The organism is Luteimonas sp. Soil_N_1 (assembly GCF_057656255.1).
The window spans coordinates 1,842,536-1,857,103 of record NZ_JBDGKS010000001.1; the positions used below are offsets into that span (position 1 = coordinate 1,842,536).

At 68.2% G+C, this 14,568-nt stretch carries 15 protein-coding genes; 10 read left to right on the top strand and 5 right to left on the bottom strand.

Annotation, left to right across the window (positions count from 1 at the left end; genetic code table 11):
* The first annotated feature begins 145 nt into the window (after positions 1-145).
* The 5 genes from hflK to AC3A4E_RS08585 all read left to right on the top strand — a co-directional run bounded on the left by hflK (position 146) and on the right by AC3A4E_RS08585 (position 5,148).
* Positions 146-1,339 carry an FtsH protease activity modulator HflK gene (gene hflK / locus AC3A4E_RS08565; RefSeq protein ID WP_487631067.1) on the top strand — a complete coding sequence of 398 codons (1,194 nt, stop codon included), beginning with the start codon at positions 146-148 and terminating at the stop codon, positions 1,337-1,339.
* The gene (gene hflC, locus AC3A4E_RS08570) at positions 1,336-2,199 is read left to right on the top strand and encodes a protease modulator HflC (RefSeq protein ID WP_487631068.1); all 864 of its coding nucleotides are present in this window, start codon (positions 1,336-1,338) and stop codon (positions 2,197-2,199) included. The genes hflK and hflC overlap by 4 nt, the downstream gene beginning before the upstream one ends.
* A 13-nt stretch (positions 2,200-2,212) precedes the next feature.
* Positions 2,213-2,398: a DUF2065 domain-containing protein gene (locus tag AC3A4E_RS08575; protein WP_487631069.1), complete on the top strand. Its 186-nt coding sequence runs from the start codon at positions 2,213-2,215 to the stop codon at positions 2,396-2,398.
* A 516-nt stretch (positions 2,399-2,914) separates the two neighbouring features.
* Entirely contained in the window at positions 2,915-4,207 is a 1,293-nt protein-coding gene (locus tag AC3A4E_RS08580) for an adenylosuccinate synthase (RefSeq protein WP_232138123.1), read from the top strand.
* 242 nt (positions 4,208-4,449) lie between these two features.
* Entirely contained in the window at positions 4,450-5,148 is a 699-nt protein-coding gene (locus AC3A4E_RS08585; RefSeq protein WP_487631070.1) for a DUF429 domain-containing protein, read from the top strand.
* A 31-nt stretch (positions 5,149-5,179) separates the two neighbouring features.
* Here AC3A4E_RS08585 and AC3A4E_RS08590 read toward each other — a convergent pair whose 3' ends face one another.
* Both AC3A4E_RS08590 and AC3A4E_RS08595 read right to left on the bottom strand, forming a co-directional pair.
* Positions 5,180-5,989: a formate/nitrite transporter family protein gene (locus AC3A4E_RS08590; RefSeq protein ID WP_487631071.1), complete on the bottom strand. Its 810-nt coding sequence runs from the start codon at positions 5,987-5,989 to the stop codon at positions 5,180-5,182.
* 106 nt (positions 5,990-6,095) lie between these two features.
* A complete protein-coding gene (locus tag AC3A4E_RS08595) occupies positions 6,096-6,968 on the bottom strand; it encodes an AraC family transcriptional regulator (RefSeq protein WP_487631072.1) in 873 nt (290 codons plus the stop codon).
* A 141-nt stretch (positions 6,969-7,109) separates the two neighbouring features.
* Here AC3A4E_RS08595 and AC3A4E_RS08600 point away from each other — a divergent pair, with 141 nt between their 5' ends.
* Positions 7,110-7,865, top strand: coding sequence for an SDR family NAD(P)-dependent oxidoreductase (locus AC3A4E_RS08600; protein WP_487631073.1), 756 nt, complete (start codon positions 7,110-7,112; stop codon positions 7,863-7,865).
* A gap of 257 nt (positions 7,866-8,122) precedes the next feature.
* Positions 8,123-10,318: a CHASE domain-containing protein gene (locus AC3A4E_RS08605; RefSeq protein WP_487631074.1), complete on the top strand. Its 2,196-nt coding sequence runs from the start codon at positions 8,123-8,125 to the stop codon at positions 10,316-10,318.
* Positions 10,319-10,503: 185 nt separating this feature from the next.
* On the opposite strand, the gene smpB is transcribed toward AC3A4E_RS08605, so the two are convergent.
* The gene (smpB, locus tag AC3A4E_RS08610) at positions 10,504-11,004 is read right to left on the bottom strand and encodes an SsrA-binding protein SmpB (RefSeq protein WP_487631075.1); all 501 of its coding nucleotides are present in this window, start codon (positions 11,002-11,004) and stop codon (positions 10,504-10,506) included.
* Between the two features lie 38 nt (positions 11,005-11,042).
* Between smpB and AC3A4E_RS08615 the strand changes: the two genes are divergently transcribed.
* Both AC3A4E_RS08615 and AC3A4E_RS08620 read left to right on the top strand, forming a co-directional pair.
* On the top strand, positions 11,043-11,477 hold the full coding sequence (locus AC3A4E_RS08615; protein WP_487631076.1) for a type II toxin-antitoxin system RatA family toxin: 435 nt from the start codon (positions 11,043-11,045) through the stop codon (positions 11,475-11,477).
* Positions 11,474-11,752: an RnfH family protein gene (locus AC3A4E_RS08620; RefSeq protein ID WP_487631077.1), complete on the top strand. Its 279-nt coding sequence runs from the start codon at positions 11,474-11,476 to the stop codon at positions 11,750-11,752. The genes AC3A4E_RS08615 and AC3A4E_RS08620 overlap by 4 nt, the downstream gene beginning before the upstream one ends.
* Before the next feature lie 4 nt (positions 11,753-11,756).
* Here AC3A4E_RS08620 and AC3A4E_RS08625 read toward each other — a convergent pair whose 3' ends face one another.
* The gene (locus tag AC3A4E_RS08625) at positions 11,757-12,143 is read right to left on the bottom strand and encodes an outer membrane protein assembly factor BamE (protein ID WP_487631078.1); all 387 of its coding nucleotides are present in this window, start codon (positions 12,141-12,143) and stop codon (positions 11,757-11,759) included.
* 133 nt (positions 12,144-12,276) lie between these two features.
* On the opposite strand from AC3A4E_RS08625, the gene fur reads away from it, so the two are divergent.
* Entirely contained in the window at positions 12,277-12,681 is a 405-nt protein-coding gene (fur, locus tag AC3A4E_RS08630) for a ferric iron uptake transcriptional regulator (protein WP_232115395.1), read from the top strand.
* 127 nt (positions 12,682-12,808) lie between these two features.
* On the opposite strand, the gene recN is transcribed toward fur, so the two are convergent.
* Positions 12,809-14,476 carry a DNA repair protein RecN gene (gene recN / locus AC3A4E_RS08635; RefSeq protein WP_487631079.1) on the bottom strand — a complete coding sequence of 556 codons (1,668 nt, stop codon included), beginning with the start codon at positions 14,474-14,476 and terminating at the stop codon, positions 12,809-12,811.
* Positions 14,477-14,568: the final 92 nt, after the last annotated feature.

A 14,568-nucleotide genomic window follows, 5' to 3' on the forward strand; every position in this document is an offset into this window, starting at 1 on the left:
GGCCCGCGTCGTGAACAGGGACGCGCCTGTGGAATTCCCGGCATGACCGCCGGCATGCGTGGCCTGTGACAGGCGCGAGCCGGTTAGACTATGCGACCCCCGCGCCGCCGCCGACGCAGGCTGCGCGCCCAGAACTGGAGCAGGCATGGCCTGGAACATTCCCGGCAACAACAAGGACAACGATTCTCCGGACCGCAAGGATTCCGGAAGTCAGGGTGAACGCAATCCATGGCCGCCGCGCCGCCCGGGCGGTGGTGGTGGACGTGGGGGACGCGGCGGCGGTGGTGGCGGTTTCGACCGCATCCTCGACCAGTTCCGCGGGCTCTTCGGTGGCGGGTTCGGTGGCGGCAATCCGCTGCGCTGGATCGCGGTCGTCGTCGTCATCGTCCTGCTGCTCAACTGTTTCGTGCTGGTGGGTGAAACCCAGCGCGGCGTGGTGCTGCGCTTCGGCCAGGTCGCCCGCGTCATGCAGCCGGGTCCGAACTTCAAGCTGCCGTGGCCGGTCGAGCGCGTGACCAAGGTCGACGCGACCACCGTGCAGTCCTTCAGCAACACTGTGCCGGTGCTGACCCGCGACGAGAACATCGTCATCGTGTCGTTCAACGTGCAGTACCGCGTCGGCGATGCCGTGCAGTACCTGTTCGGCACCCGCAATGCCCGCGAGATGCTGGAGCAGACCGCGCTCAGTGCCGTCCGCGAGCAGATCGGTCGCGTGAATCTGGACGCTGCGCTCAACGCGCGTGGTCCGATCTCGACCGCGGCCCAGACCTCGCTGCAGGCCTCGCTCGACAGCTATCGCACCGGTCTGTTCGTCAACGAACTCAACCTGCAGGACGCGCGTCCGCCGGAAGAGGTCAAGGACGCGTTCGACGCCGTCAACAGCGCGCAGCAGATGAACGAGCAGCTGGTCAAGGAAGCCGGCGCCTATGCGGCGAAGATCGTGCCCGAAGCACGCGGTGAATCCGAGCGTGTCCGCTCGCAGGCCGAAGGCTACAAGACCGCCGAGATCGCCCGCGCCACCGGTGACGCGACCCGCTTCTCGCTGCTGGTCGATGCCTACGCCGGCGCGCAGGACGTGACCCGCAAGCGTCTGTGGCTGGAAACGGTGCAGAGCGTGCTCGCCGAAAATCGCGTCGTCGTCGGTGGCGATGGCCGCCAGCTGATCTACGTGCCGATGGCCGGGCAGGGCGGTGCACAGTCCGCGCCGTCCGTGATTCCGCCCGAGGTGCTGTCGCCGGCCGTCGAGGCCACGCGCAACGCCGGTAACAACAGCAACGCCGCGCCGACGACGGGGGCGGGCAGCCTGCCGCGTCCGCCGCGCGAGGGAGCAAGCCGATGAGACTCAACTTCGTCATTCCGCTGATCATCATCGTGCTGCTGGGCCTGATGGGCTCGGTGTACGTGGTGCGCGAAGGCCAGGTGGCCCTGGTGCTCAACCTCGGCCGCGTCGCACGGACCGACATCGGTCCGGGCCTGCACTTCAAGGTGCCGCTGATCGAATCGGCCCGCGTGTTCGACCGCCGCTTCAACGCCAGCGCGTTCTCGCCCGAGCGCTCGCTGACCTCCGAGCGCAAGGACGTCAGCGTGGACTTCGTGGCCATCGTCGCGATCAGCGACGTCGCCGCGTTCTACCGCGCCACGTCCGGCAACGAGTCCGATGCCAACCTGCGCCTCGAGCCGATCATCAAGAACTCGCTGCGTAACGAGATCAACGCCAGCACGCTGACGGAACTGGTGTCGGGCAACCGCTCGGAGTTCGTCGAGCGCCAGCTGCCGGGCATCAACGAAGCGGCCAAGTCGCTGGGCATGCGCATCATCGACATCCGTCTGAAGCAGATCGATCTGCCGACCGACAGCCAGGTGATCCAGCAGGTCTACAACCGCATGCGCGCCGAGCGCCAGGAAGTGGCCACGCGACTGCGCGCCGAAGGTGAGGAACGCGCCCGCGCGATCCGCGGCCAGGCCGATCGCGAGCAGACCGTGATCCTCGCCGAAGCCGAGCGCGATGCGCAGACCCTGCGCGGTGAAGGCGACGCCGAAGCGGCCCGCATCTACGGCAACGCCGCGAACCGCGACCCGTCGTTCTACGCGTTCCAGCGCAGCCTCGAGGCTTATCGCGCCGCGTTCGAAAAGGGCGACAGCGTGATCGTGCTCGAGCGCAACGATCCGTTCCTGCAGTACATGCGCAGCGACCGTTGATGGCTCGCGCCTGATGTCGGATCTGTGGGCGGCCTTGTGCCTGGTGTTCGTACTCGAAGGCCTGATCCTGTTCGCGTTGCCCGGCTTCTGGAAGCGCAACGCCGAACAGATGCTCACGATGCCGATCCCCACCCTGCGCCGCATCGGCGCAGGGGTGCTGGCGGCGGGATTGATCGCCCTGTACTTCGTACGGGGCTGATGTCGCCTCGGCGTCGCGCACGCGGCGGCTGAAGGCGACTCGAGTGATCGCCCCCTGAGCGGGGCTTCAATCTGGACCAGCCGGCCGTCCTAAAGGGCATCCGGACCGGTCGACGCCTTGACCCGATCGACTTGCCGGATGGCCCGGCGGCGCGCACCTGGCGCTTGATCGGGTGCGCGTCCGGGGCACCTGCGTCGCAACGCGCCCCGCCCGCGATCTCCGTCCGGCTCACGTTTCCTGCAGATCCGGGCCCGCGTCACGCGTCGGCTCGGGCGGCGCTGCGCCGTCCCGCACCCCCCATGAACGCGTCCCACAAACAGGTGGCCCCCGCCACCCGTTATCCGGATAATGCGGAAAAGCCGGACGGGCCATCTCGCATGAGTGGACTGCCGGCTTTTTCCGTGTCCGGCCCTGTGCGGCGGTCGTCTCCCCGATGGAGCGGCCAATCACCGGGCAAGGCTGGCCGGTCCCTTTCTGCGGCCCCGATGGCCGCAACGCAATCCAGGAGTCATCAAGATGGGTCAGTCAGTGGTGGTGATCGGCGCCCAGTGGGGCGACGAAGGCAAGGGCAAGATCGTCGACCTCCTCACGCAGGACATCGGCGCCGTCGTGCGCTTCCAGGGCGGCCATAACGCCGGCCATACGCTGGTGATCGGCGGCAAGAAGACCGTCCTCCACCTCATTCCCTCCGGCATCCTGCGTGACGATGCGCTGTGCCTGATCGGCAACGGCGTCGTGCTCAGCCCGGCCGCGCTGATCAAGGAAATCGGCGAGCTCGAAGCTGCCGGTGTCGAAGTGCGTTCGCGCCTGAAGATCAGCCCGGCAACGCCGCTGATCATGCCGTACCACATCGCCCTCGATCAGGCCCGCGAGAAGGCGGCTGGTGGCAAGGCCATCGGCACCACCGGCCGCGGCATCGGCCCGGCGTACGAAGACAAGGTGGCGCGCCGCGGCATCCGCGTCGCCGACCTGCATTACCCCAAGCAGCTCGAAGAACTGCTGCGCACCGCGCTCGACTATCACAACTTCGTGCTGACCAAGTACCTCGGGGTCGAAGCGGTCGATTTCCAGAAGACCTACGACGAAGCACTGGCGTTCGGCGATTACGTCGAGCCGATGAAGTCCGACGTGGCCGGCATCCTTCACGACCTGCGCAAGCAGGGCAAGCGCGTGCTGTTCGAAGGCGCGCAGGGCGCACTGCTCGACATCGACCACGGCACCTATCCCTACGTCACCAGCTCCAACACCACCGTCGGCGGCGCACTGGCCGGCACCGGCGTTGGCGCGGACGCGATCGACTACGTGCTCGGCATCGCCAAGGCGTATGCAACGCGCGTGGGCGGTGGTCCGTTCCCGACCGAGCTCGACGACGAGATCGGCCAGGGCATCCGCGACCGCGGCCAGGAATACGGCGCGTCCACCGGCCGGCCGCGTCGCTGCGGCTGGATGGACATCGTCGCGCTCAAGCGCGCCGTCGCCATCAACGGCATCTCGGGCCTGTGCATCACCAAGCTCGACGTGCTCGACGGCATGAAGACGCTGAAGATCTGCATCGCGTACGAGTACCGCGGCAAGCGCACCGAGTACGCGCCGCTCGACGCCGCCGGCTGGGACGAGTGCACGCCCGTCTACCTCGAGTTCCCGGGCTGGGAAGAAACGACCCACGGCATCACCGAGTGGGACAAGCTGCCCGCCGCCGCACGCGCCTACCTGCGTGCGCTGGAAGAACTGGCCGGCTGCCCGATCAGCATCGTCAGCACCGGCCCGGACCGTGCGCACACGATGGTGCTGCAGGATCCGTTTGCCTGATCGCGTTCCGCTTCCGGTTCCAGAGCAACGGCCCGGTGATCCCGGGCCGTTTCTTTCTGCAGGAAGGAACACGGGCGGATACGCGGATCGATCGTTCGCCAGGGGTTCGACCGCGTCGAGCCGGCTGTGGGCCCAGCGGGCTGTCTGACGCGCCGCCGCTGTGTGGCCAGCGCGACATCGAGCGCCGCAGCTTGTCATGCTGGCGGTGTTGGCCAGTGGCCTGCGTGTAGAGGACCTGATCGATGACATGTGTGGGCGTGGATGGCGCGAAATCCGGCTGGATCGGCGTCTGGCGGCAGGGCGAGGCGTTCGCGTTCGAGGTCTATCCGGACGCGGTCAGCCTGCAGACGAGCCACGCGGCCGCGGCGGTCATCGCGGTGGATGTGCCGATCGGACTTGCGGATGCGGGCAGTCGCACTGCGGATCGCGAGGCGCGACGATTCGTGGGCGGACGTCGTGCGTGCAGCGTGTTTTCGGCACCCGTGCGCGGGATTCTGGATGCGGCAAGCCAGCCGGAAGCGTCGAGGCGCCATCGGGAGATCGACGGCCGCGGCTTCGGCGCGCAGGCGTTCGGCATCCTGCCGAAGGTGCGCGAGTGGGATTCGCTTCTTCAATCCAGCGCCCACGCCAGGGCGCAGGTGCGCGAAGTGCATCCGGAAGTCTCGTTCGCCGCGCTCAACGGTGGGTGTGGCGTTGCGGACCGCAAGAAATCGGCGAGCGGACAGGGGACCCGATTGCGACTGCTGTCGGCCGTTTTCGATGAGGCGGCGATCGGTTGTCTGCTCTCGCGCGTGCCACGGCGATGTGCGGCCGCCGACGATGTGCTCGATGCGCTGGTCGCGCTCTGGACGGCCGAACGCATCGCGGCAGGTCACGCCAGTTCGCTTCCATCACCGCCGGAAACCGATCTCCACGGACTGCAGCGTGCCATCTGGTACTGAGCGACGGCGTCCCGTTTCGACGTGCCGTTGATCAGCGCTTGCGCAGATAGATCGCCCAGTACGCCAGCCCGAGCCCACCACCGCCGATGATGTTTCCCAGCGTCGACCACAACAGGTTGGCGCCCGCCGCGCCCCACGACAGTCCCGCCGGCAGTTCAGCACCCGTCGCTGCCTGCGCGAGCAGGCCCAGTGGCAACAGCGACATGTTCGCGATCGAATGCTCCAGGCCCAGTGCGACGAAGGCCGCGACGGGCGGCACGATGACGGCGACTTTTTCGACGGCGGACTTCGCGCCGGCGGCCATCCACACGGCCAGGCAGACCAGCAGATTGGCAAGGACGCCACTGGCGACGATGCTGCCGGCGGACTTCGACGTTTTGTCGGCCGCGAGTTCGATTGCGGAGATGGCGAATGCGCCTTCACCTGCGAGATGCAGGCCGGCGCCGATGGCGAGCAGGACGAGCAGCAGAGCGCCGACGAGGTTGGCGATCCACACGAGGCCCCATGCGCGCACCAGCTGGCCGGGGCCGATGCGATGTTGTGCGAGCGGCAGAGTCATCAGCGTGTTGCCGGTGAACAGTTCGGCGCCGGCCAGCAGCACGAGGATCAGGCCGAGTGCGAAGCCGATGCCGACGGCGATCTGGGTCAGGCCGTAAGGCAGGTCGGCGGCGCCTGCGCCGATCAGGACGGCGACGAGACTGCCAAAGCCGATGTAGGCGCCGGCGAGCAGGCCGAGGCTGGTCATCCTGCCGGCAGGCAGCGTGGCCTTTTCGACGCAGGTGTCGGAGATCGCACTCGCGATGTCCTCGGGCGGGGCGATGGCGGGAGAGGCGTCGGCCATGTGGGCGCATCCGTTCGGGAGAGCGTCCAGCTATACGCAGGCAGAGGTGAAGCAGGTGGCCACGGCGCGGGTTCGGACAGGTGATGCGGTGAGGCGCGGTGTCGCGTCAGACGACTGCAGCGCGTGTATCCGCAACGGGCGGACGGCCGAACATGCGTCCGTATTCGCGGGTGAACTGCGGTACGCTCTCGTAGCCCACGGCGTAGGCGGCGCTGCTCGCGGCCATGCCCTGCGATTGCATCAGCCTGCGCGCTTCGATCAGGCGCAGGCGCTTCTGGAACTGCAGAGGCGACAGCGATGTGATCGACTTGAAGTGGCGATGGAAAGCAGACGCGCTCATGCCGGCTTCGGTGGCGAGCGCGTCGACTGGCAGCGGCCGGGCGTAGTCGCGGCGCAGCAGTTTCACCGCACGGGCGATGCGCTGCACGTGGCCGTCGGGCCAGCCGAGGTGGCGGATCGCGTGTCCGTGCTGGCCAGCGAGCAGCCAGTAGTGCAGTTCGCGGATGCGTTGCGCCTGCAGCACGGGCAAGGCATCCGGCTGCTCGAGCAGTTGCAGCAGGCGCAGCGCGGCATCAGCCACTTCGGGTTCGGTGGGATGCACGCGCACGGGACCGGGATCGTCGGCCGGCGGCGGGCCCATCTGCGCGACGAGGTCGGCGATCACAGTCGGGTCGAGTGCCAGCACCAGTGAGTAGTACGGCGATGCCGCACTGGCGTGGGTGATCTGGCTGACGGTGGGAATGTCCGCGGTGATCAGCAGCGATTGGCCTGCGGCGAAGTCGAATGCGCGCGTGCCGAAGGTGACGCGCTTGCCGCCCTGCTGCACCAGACACAGCAGCGGGCGCTGCACGTCGTGCATGAGCGCGCTGGGCGCGAGCGCGCGCACGGCCATCAGGCCGGGAATGGGCGAGGGCGCGAGGCCATCGGCGCCGGCATGGGCGTCGGCGTGGCGGCGGACAGCTTCGGGCAATGTGGACATGGCGGGATCGTAGCGCCGGCACGCGTGGTGTGCGCGATGCGTGGCAGGAATGGGCAAGGCCCCGGGAGGTTCCGGCAACGCGGTGGCTGGTGGCGGGCGCAGTCTTTGCAGCGTCCTTCCTCACTCGACAAGGTGTTTCCCATGACTCCGATTGCCCTCATCACCGGCGCCAGCCGCGGACTCGGCCGCAATACCGCAATCGCCGTCGCCCGCGGTGGCGGCGATGTCGTACTGACCTACCGCAGCAATGCCGAAGAAGCGCATGCGGTCGTCGCCGAAATCGAAGCGCTGGGCCGCAAGGCGGTGGCACTGCAGCTCGATACCGGCGATGTCGACGCGTTTCCGGCGTTCGTCGATCGCCTGCGTGCGGCGCTGCACGAAACCTGGCAGCGCGAGGACTTCGATCATCTCGTCAACAATGCCGGCCACGGCGACACCGCGCCGATCGCCGGGACTACCGTCGCCCAGCTCGACCGGCTGGTGGACGTGCACTTCAAGGGCGTGTTCTTCCTGACCCAGGCGTTGCTGCCATTGATCAGGGACGGCGGGCGCATCGTCAACATCTCGACCGGCCTCACGCGTTTCGCGTATCCGGGCTACGCGGCGTATGCAGCGACCAAGGCCGCAGTGGAAACGTTGAGCCTCTACATGGCCAAGGAATTCGGTACGCGCGGTATCGCGGTGAACACCGTGGCGCCGGGAGCGATCGAAACGGACTTCGGCGGGGGCGCGGTGCGCGACAACGCGCAGATCAACGCGCAGCTCGCGGGGATCACCGCGTTGGGGCGCGTGGGTGTTGCCGATGACATCGGGCCGATGATCGCCGCGCTGCTGGGCGATGCGAACCGGTGGGTCAATGCGCAGCGGATCGAGGTGTCCGGCGGGCAGGCGATCTGAATCGGCGGGGCGCGGACGGGAGCGCGACTCCGGGCATCTGACACGTCGCGGCATCCGCGCAAGACGTTGTCAGGAGGTGACGGCGCATCGCGCACGTGGCCGCAGATGCAGCGTCCACGGACGCCGGTCACCGCCTGCGTGCGTGATCGGGTCGCACGTGCGGAGACGTGTCGGGCTGCGCGCGTCGGAAGCGCGTTCGACCGGCGGATGCGATGCGCACGGAGGCGCCGGTTGCACGCGCTCGTTATGCTGTGGCGATGGCAGCGCCGGCGTCCCGTCCCAAACCACCGACCGCCCGTGGTCGTCCCGCGTGGCGACTCAAGCGCAGTCTCGTGCTCGCGCTGCTGGTGCTGGTGGGCGCGCTGGCGATGGTGGTGCTGTACGCGCGCGGGGCCGGCGAGCGCGAGCAGCGGCTGGCGCAGGCGAACTTCGTGTCGGATGCCGAGCAGGTGGCCGAGACCGTGCGCCAGCGGCTGTTGCAGTACGAACTCAGCATCCGCGGTGGTGTCGCCCTGCACAGCGCGGCGGTGGACACGCCCAGCGCACGGCAATGGCGCGGCTATGTGGAAGGCCTGGACATCAGGCGCCAGCTGCCCGGGCTGATGGGCATCGGATACGTCGCCTATCTGGATCCGCGGTCGCTGGCCGAGCTGCAGTTGCGCCAACGCGACGCGGGCGACGGTCTGTTCACGCTGTCGCCGCGCGGCGTGCGTGACCGCTACGGCGCGGTCGTGTACTTCGAACCCGAAATCGACTCGAGCCGCATGGTGGTCGGCTACGACCAGTACAGCGACCCGCTGCGTCGACGTGCGATGGACGCGGCCCGCGACACCGGCGAGGTGCGACTCAGCGCGCCGCTGCGTCTGCGCCAGCACGGGCAGGCCGGGCAAGCGGGCATCCTGCTGTTCGCGCCGGTCTATCGCACGGCGCGTCTGCCGGCCTCGCAGGCCGCGCGCGAGAACGCGCTGGTGGGCTGGGTCTACGCGCCGTTCCGGACGGCCGAGTTCATCGACCGCTCGATGATTCCTGTGAGCCACAACCTCGCGTTCCGCATCGTCGATGTCACCGACGGACCGGCGGTGACCCTGCTCGCGTCCGACGGGTGGCGGGACAATGCCGCGGCCGACAATGCGGTGCACACCCTGTCCCAGCGGCTGTACGGACGGGACTGGCGCTTCGATTTCCAGCACGTCGGGCCGCTGAGTTCGGGCGGCATGCGTGAGCTGCAGGCCACACTCGTGGTCGGAATCCTGGCGTCGCTGCTGCTGTTTGCGGTGGTGTTGACGCTGGCCCATACCCAGACGCGCGCCGAGGCACTGGCGCATCGACTCAGCGATTCGTACCGCCGCAGCGAGCAGCGGTTCCGCAACGCGATGCAGTACTCGGCGATCGGCATGGTGCTGCTCGACCGCAACGGCGTGATCGTCGAAAGCAATCCGGCGATGGCGGAGATTGCAGGTGTCGACCAGTCCACCCTCAACGGCACACCGTTCGGACGGTACTTCGCCGACGGTGGCAACGAGGTCACCCGCACGCGGGAGATGCAGGCCTTGCGGGAAGGGGTGTACCGCAGCACGCGACGTTTCAAACGTCACGATGGCGACATCCGCGAAGTCCATCTGGCGGCCACGCTGATGCCGGGCAGTGACGGCAACGACGTCGCCCGCATGGTGCAGGTCGACGACGTGACCGAACGTCTGCGCGCGGAGGCGCAGGTACACGCGCTCAACCGCACACTGGAATCCCGTGTGGAAGAGCGCACGCGCGAACTCACCCAGGCCAACCACGAGCTCGAATCGTTCGCCTACATCGTGTCCCACGATCTGCGCGCGCCGCTGCGCAGCATCGACGGATTCGGCCGCATCCTGGCCGAACGCTACGAATCGGTGATCGATGCGCAGGGCCAGGATTATCTGGCCCGGGTACGCAACGCCGCGGCGCGGATGGACGCGCTGATCGACGCGCTGCTGAAGATGTCGAGGATCAGTCGTGGCGAGTTCCGGCGCGAGCCGCTGGATCTGAGTCGCATGGCAGGCGAGGTGCTGGCCGAACTGCGCCAGGACGACCCACATCGCGAGGTCGCCGTGCGGATCGCTCCCGGCCTGCACGCCGAAGGCGACGCGGCGCTGGTCCGGAATCTGATCGAGAATCTCATCGGCAATGCGTGGAAGTTCACGGCCAACACGGGGCAGGCAACGATCGAGTTCGGCGTCGCACCGGGTGGCGTCTTCTACGTGTCCGACAACGGCGCGGGCTTCAATGCCGAGTACGCGGGCAAGCTGTTCCGGCCGTTCCAGCGTCTGCATCGCGACGACGAGTTCAAGGGGCACGGCGTGGGTCTGGCCTCGGTGCGGCGGATCGTCGAGCGGCATGGCGGGACGATCGAGGCGACAGGGCGGCTCGACGGCGGGGCGACGTTCCGGTTCACGCTGGCGTCGACAGCACGTCTCTGACAGCCGCGCCGGCGCATTGGCGCCTCGTGTGCGTAACAGGCTCAGGGGAGCGGGCAGGCCGGGCTACACAGTGTCCCGGTCAGGGGAGCGGGCAGGCCGGGCTACACAGCGTCCCGGTCCGGATGGCGGGCTGAGCCGACCGGCGACTTCGGCGGATGCGACGACGCATGGCGCCGCGGTGTGCGTCAGGCGTTCTTGTTGTGGGCCCGCATGGCCCGCTGCTTGTCGCGCGCCCAGTCCTTGTCACGCTCGGCGTTGCGCTTGTCGTGGTTCTGCTTGCCCTTGGCGAGCGCGATCTCGGCCTTGACCTTGTTGCCCTTCCAGTACACCGCCGTGGGCACGATGGTGTAGCCCTCGCGCTGCACGCGGCCGACCAGCACGTCGATCTCGCGCCGGTGCAGCAGCAGCTTGCGCGAGCGGTGCGGGTCGGCGACCACATGCGTCGAGGCCTGGATGAGCGGCGTGATCTGCGCGCCGATCAGGAACAGCTCGCCCTTCAGCACCATTGCATAGCTTTCGCCGATGTTCGCGCGGCCCGCGCGGATCGCCTTCAGCTCCCAGCCCTGCAGCGCCAGACCGGCTTCGAACCTGTCTTCCAGCTGGTATTCGTGGCGCGCGCGCTTGTTCAGCGCGATGGTGCCCGTGCTGTTTGCCTTATCCTTGCTGCCACCGCTTTTCTTGCTCATCCGTCCATTGTCCTTCAAGCAGGTCCCCCAGGCGAGTCATGCCCAAGATCGAACGTAGTGCCCTCGTCGGGCAGCCCGCCGAGCGCATGTACGCGCTGGTCAACGATGTCGCCGCCTATCCGCGCCGCTTCGCCTGGTGCGATGCGGCGGAAATCCAGGAGTCGACGGGGTCGCGCATGGTCGCGCGTCTGGATCTGGGGCTCGGTGCGCTGCGTACCTGGTTCACCACCGAGAACACACTGTCACCGCCTGATGTCATCGACATGCAGCTGCGCGACGGGCCGTTCAAGTCGCTGCACGGACGCTGGACCTTCCGCACGCTCGACGCCGGTGCCTGCAAGGTCACGCTGCAGCTCGAGTTCGAGCCGAAGAGCCGCCTGATGCTGCCGGCGCTCACGATCGGCTTCAAGGGGCTTGCCGACCGCATGGTCAATGACTTCGTGAGTGTCGCCGAGCGCGAGCCCGCAGCGTGAAACAGGTGCGCGTGGTCCGGGCGTGGCCCGCGCGGCATCTGGACTGGCTGCTGCAGCTCGATGACGCCGCCACGGTGGCCAACGCAGTGGCCGATGTGCAGGCGCGGGCGCCCGAGGCTCTGCATGCGGTCGCCGGGTATGCGGTGTTCGGTGTCCGGGCGCAGGCCGACACGCTGCTCCGCGACGGCGACCGGCTTGAACTGCTCGAAGCCTTGCAGGCTGATCCGAAGGACGCCCGCAGGCGTCGCGCCGCAGTGAGCCGCGGCGCGGGCTGAAACCTCAGCGTCCGCGGTTGCCGCGCTCGCGCGGCAGGTTGCCGAACTTGCGCATCTCCGCGGCCAGTTCTTCGTCACGCTTGGGGAAGTAGTCACCTTCCCAGCGCGCCAGCTGGTCGTTCTCGAAGAAGACCGTGAAGTTCTTGATCTCGGTGCGGCCACGACGGTCCACGCGCTGCGACGCCGTGTAGTCCCAACGCTGCTGGTGGAACGGGTCGCTGATGGACGGCGTGCCCAGCAGTGCCTCGACCTGCGGCTTGCCCATGCCGACCTGCAGCTGCTCGACCGCAGACCCGTCGACCAGGTTGCCCTGATAGATCGGCTGCTTGTACAGCAGGCCGCAACCACTGGTCGCGAGGGCGAGAACCGGAACGAGAAGAAGCTTGTGCATGTCGTGGGTGACGGCCTGGAATGACCGCCCGATGATACACTGCGCACCACGCCGCAACCGCGATCCAGGCAGCTGGCGTTCAACCGCCAGTGGTACGCCGGCCCGTTTTTGGTCGGCCCGTTCGGAGACACCCATGGAATCGCTCGACCTGCGCAAGGCGGGACTCAAAGTCACCCATCCGCGCATGCGGATCCTGCAGCTGCTCGAGCAGCGCACGCCGCGCCAGCACCTGACCGCCGAAGCCATCTACCGCCAGCTGCTGGAGCAGGGCGACGAGATCGGCCTGGCCACCGTCTACCGCGTGCTGACCCAGTTCGAGGCCGCCGGCCTCGTGCTCAAGCACAACTTCGAGGGCGGCCACGCCGTCTATGAACTCGATCGCGGCGGCCACCACGACCACATGGTCGACGTGGACAGCGGCAAGATCATCGAGTTCGAGAGCGCCGAGATCGAAGAACTGCAGCGGCAGATCGCCGACCAGTACGGTTACATCCTCGAAGAGCACTCGCTGGTGCTCTACGTCCGCAAGAAGCGCTGACATTCTTTTCGCTGACGGCCGCGATGTTCGCGGCCGTCAGCGTCAAGGTCACAGGCCGTTGCCGCGCCTCGTCAGGTTCTAGCGTCAATGACCGCAGCGGTATTGGTCCGCGCGGCTGTGCATCCCCTCACACCATGCCCTGCAGCAGCTTGCGGGCTGCGGCGCGCGCTTCCTTGCTGACGTCGACGCCGCCGAGCATGCGTGCGAGTTCCTCGGTGCGCTCGCCGGTGTCGAGCAGGCTGACCCGGCTTTCGGTCGCGCCCTCGGCGCTGGATTTGTGCACGCGGTAATGCGTGTGGCCCTTCGAGGCCACCTGCGGCAGATGGGTCACGCACAGCACCTGCCGGCTTTCGCCGAGCGCGCGCAGCTTGCGGCCGACGATGTCGGCGACCGCGCCGCCGATGCCCGAATCCACTTCGTCGAACACCATCGTCGGCACGGCATCGTGCCCGAGCGCAGCCACTTCGATCGCCAGCGAGATGCGCGACAGTTCGCCGCCCGACGCGACCTTGCGCAGGGCACGCGGCGGCTGGCCGGCGTTGGCCGACACCATGAATTCCACACGCTCGGCGCCCTGCGGATCGGGCCGCGTGGTCTCGACCGGTTCGATCGCGACTTCGAACACGCCGCCGCCCATGCCGAGTTCGTGGATCAACGCGGTGGTCGCGCTCGACAGCGCCTTGGCCGCCTTGCGACGTGCCGCGCCGAGACGATCGGCGGCGGTGCGCCAGCGGCCCATCGCGGCTTCGATCTCGCCGTCGAGTTGCGTGAGGCGTTCGCCGGCGCCGTCGAGTTGATCGAGCTCGCCGGCGAGGCGCGTCTGCACGTCGATGAGTTCTTCCGGCGTCACGCGATGCTTGCGCGCGAGTTCGTGCAGCCGGCCGAGGCGCTGTTCCAGCGTCTCCAGCTGTTCGGGATCGATGTCGAGATCGTCGCGGACCTGGCCCAGCAGCAACGTGGCCTCGTCGAGCTGGATCGCAGCGGCATCAAGCATCGCGTCGACGTCGCCCAGCCGCGGCTCGTGCGCGCGCATCCGCGCCAGATCGTGGCGCAGCGTCTGCAGCGCCTGCGGCAGGCCGAGATCGTCGTCGCCGCGCATGCGCTCCAGCGCCGTATCGCAGGTCTGGATCAGGCCGGCCGCGTTCGCGTGCCGGCGATGGCTCGCGAACAGGTCGGCCACCGCGTCGGCGGCAAGCGATTCGCCTTCGAGTTCGTCGAGCTGATGACGCAGCCAGTCGCGACGCTCGGCGACATCGCCGATGCCGACCAGCGCGTCGCGCTCGTCGTGCAATGCGCGCCAGGCTTGCGCGGTCGCACGCACCTCGGCGAGCAGCGCGCCATTGCCGGCCTGCGCATCGAGCAGCGCAAGCTGGCTGCCGCGGGCGAGCAGGGCCTGGTGTTCGTGCTGGCCGTGGATCTCGACCAGATGCCCGGCCAGTTCGCCGAGCTGGGTGATCGTCGCCGGGCGACCATTGATCCAGGCGCGCGAGCCGCCATCGGCGCGCAGGGTGCGGCGCAGCTGGCAGGTGTCGCCATCATCGAGTTCGTGCTCGCGCAGCCAGCGCAGCGCAGGCGCGGCATCGTCGAGCGCGAACTCGGCATGCAGTTCGGCGCGCTCGGCGCCATGGCGCACGATGCCGCTGTCGGCGCGCTGTCCCGACAGGAAGCCCAGCGCATCGACCAGCAGCGACTTGCCGGCGCCGGTTTCGCCGGAGATGACGGTCAGGCCTGCGCCGAACTCCAGATCCGACTGGCTGGCGACGGCGAAATTGCGGATGGCGAGATGGGTCAGCATGGGTGCGGATTGTGCCTTGGCGCGTCGCGGGCGAGTAGATCGGCGTCTGGATCGGCATTCGATGGTGCGCTAGATAACGTGCATCCGTCTCA